Genomic DNA, 1,343 nt, shown 5'->3' with positions numbered 1-1,343 from the left:
GGATTATGTTATAAACGCTCCATTACAAATTCACATATTCAACATCAGTGGTCGGTTTTTTAACCTTCAGGCTGGCTAACACAGCCGCTTGTTCCGCATCAATGGCGGAGATGCCGGTAACGGGTGCCTGACCATCGAAGGTGACTTTATGCGTCTGAATCCGGCGTAATATTGACAAGGCTCGTTCCGGTGAGCAGATGTCGGGCACCGGATTCTGGTACAGCCGTTCGCGCATGACACGCGCGAGTACCAACGCGATAAAACAGATATACGCATGCGCCCGGATACGATCGGGCAAGCGATGATAGACTGGTCCGATTTCGATATCTGACTTGAGCATCTTGAATCCGCGTTCGATATCGGCCAGGGATTTATAACGGGCGATGACTTCGCTCGCCTTCAGATCCTGCGTATTGGTGACCAGTAGTAGTTTGCCATCCATGGCACGGGCCAGCGCTAATGCCTTTTCGTCAATATCATAGGTGAACAGTTCACTTTTCAGATCCACCCGGATAATGCGCCGTAGCCGTTGCTCACATACTTCGTGGTAAAACCGGGCGCGAACGCCACCGTCCGATAACCCACGACCCCGGCTTCGTTGGCCTTCGTCCTGCGAGTCAAGTTTTCCTACCCACTGTGCCGCTTGGGCTTCCAATTGGGCGATGGTGGCATCACGTTGCGCGGTTTGCTCAGCGGCTCGGTGCCGGTCGTGCGCGACGACCAACCGCAGGTTGTTCCACTGTTCCTCACCCACGATCTCGGATTCGTCAGCGGTTTGCGCACGCTGATTAAATGGTGCCAGCAGATCGGCAAATTCGTTGTAACGGCGGCCTGGTACCGCCAGAATAAATTCCAGCGGTGCGCCCGATGGCAGCACGATTTTTTGCAACGTTTCCAGGTTATCTAACGACAGCAAGCCCCGGTCGGCAACGGCAATGACCCGTTTGATCGGGAAGCGTTCCAGTACCTTGAGTAAAGAAGATTTCAAGGTACCCACTTCGGCCGTATTGCCCGGGAAGACCTCGTGATAAAGGGGAATGCCTTCAGCGGTTTGCACCAGCCCCAGCATGAATTGACGGGCCAGGCCACCTTCCTTGGACTTACCAAACTGGCGGATCTCTTCGTCTGCTTCAGACAGGCCCTCGGCCCGTATAGTGGTCATATCGTAGAAGACAACGGAGAGATCTTCACTGACGAGTGGCCGTACGGCATCGGCCAAGATCTTGTCAATGACGTCCTGGTGTTCAAGCAGTGCGTCCATGGTGCGCAACAGTTGTTGGTGATTGACGGACTCCAGGCTCGTATCAGGCAGGCTGACGGTCTTGAGCCATCGTAAGGTGCCT

At 54.4% G+C, this 1,343-nt stretch carries 1 protein-coding gene; it reads right to left on the bottom strand.

Features of this window, described 5'->3' with window-relative positions:
* Positions 1–22: 22 nt before the first annotated feature.
* Positions 23–1,343, bottom strand: a 1,321-nt coding sequence (locus tag IE074_RS14695; protein WP_189386197.1) for an IS1634 family transposase, incomplete at its 5' end; no start/stop codon positions are given.

It is taken from the genome of Advenella faeciporci (assembly GCF_014652395.1).
In the GTDB taxonomy this organism is placed as follows: domain Bacteria; phylum Pseudomonadota; class Gammaproteobacteria; order Burkholderiales; family Burkholderiaceae_B; genus Advenella; species Advenella faeciporci.
Note: the sequence above shows the minus strand (reverse complement) of the source record. Positions and strands in the feature narration are given on the sequence as shown.